General features: G+C 69.7%; 1 protein-coding gene. It reads left to right on the forward strand.

The annotated features are described in order from the left end of the window. Positions 1-286: 286 nt before the first annotated feature. Positions 287-598 (forward strand): transposase family protein (locus NS354_RS12980; RefSeq protein WP_193750793.1); only part of this gene is annotated, 312 nt, incomplete at its 3' end.

The following is a 598-nucleotide window of genomic DNA, read 5'->3' on the forward strand; positions in this document are numbered from 1 at the left end:
GACCTGACGACCTTCACGCGCCTGAACGAGCTCGGCCTCGTCGTGACCGGACAGCGCCCCGACCCCGCGCGAGCAGTCCTGGCGTGCCGCGTGGTGGGCAGCGACACTGACCGCCGGTGCCGGCGATGCGGGCTCTTCGCAGTTGAGGGTGTAGGGGCCACTCGTCCGCCACGCCACTGACTGCCACGGCGGAGATCTGAGCCAACCCGGCGCGTCGCACCCCGGACACACGTCGAGGCCTTCCGAAGATGGAAGCTCCTACACAACCATCCAGAAAGACCTCGACGTGCCCGACGCTACCTTCACCGCGCCCGACCTGACCACCTTCACACGCCTGAACGAACTCGGCCTCGAAGCCGTCGGACAGCACCTGACCGACGACCACGCGGTCCTGGTCTGCCGTGTCACCGAACCCGACGACTGGTGCCACCAGTGCGGGGCCCACGGCGCCCCCAGGGACACCGTGACCCGTCGCCTGGCCCACGAACCGTTCGGCTGGCGACCCACCACACTTCTCGTCCGGGTCCGCCGATATCGCTGCCCGGAGTGCGGGCACGTCTGGCGGCAGAACACCGACGCCGCCGCCGAGCCCACGAGA

It is taken from the genome of Leucobacter chromiiresistens, assembly GCF_001477055.1.
Classification (GTDB): Bacteria; Actinomycetota; Actinomycetes; order Actinomycetales; family Microbacteriaceae; genus Leucobacter; species Leucobacter chromiiresistens_A.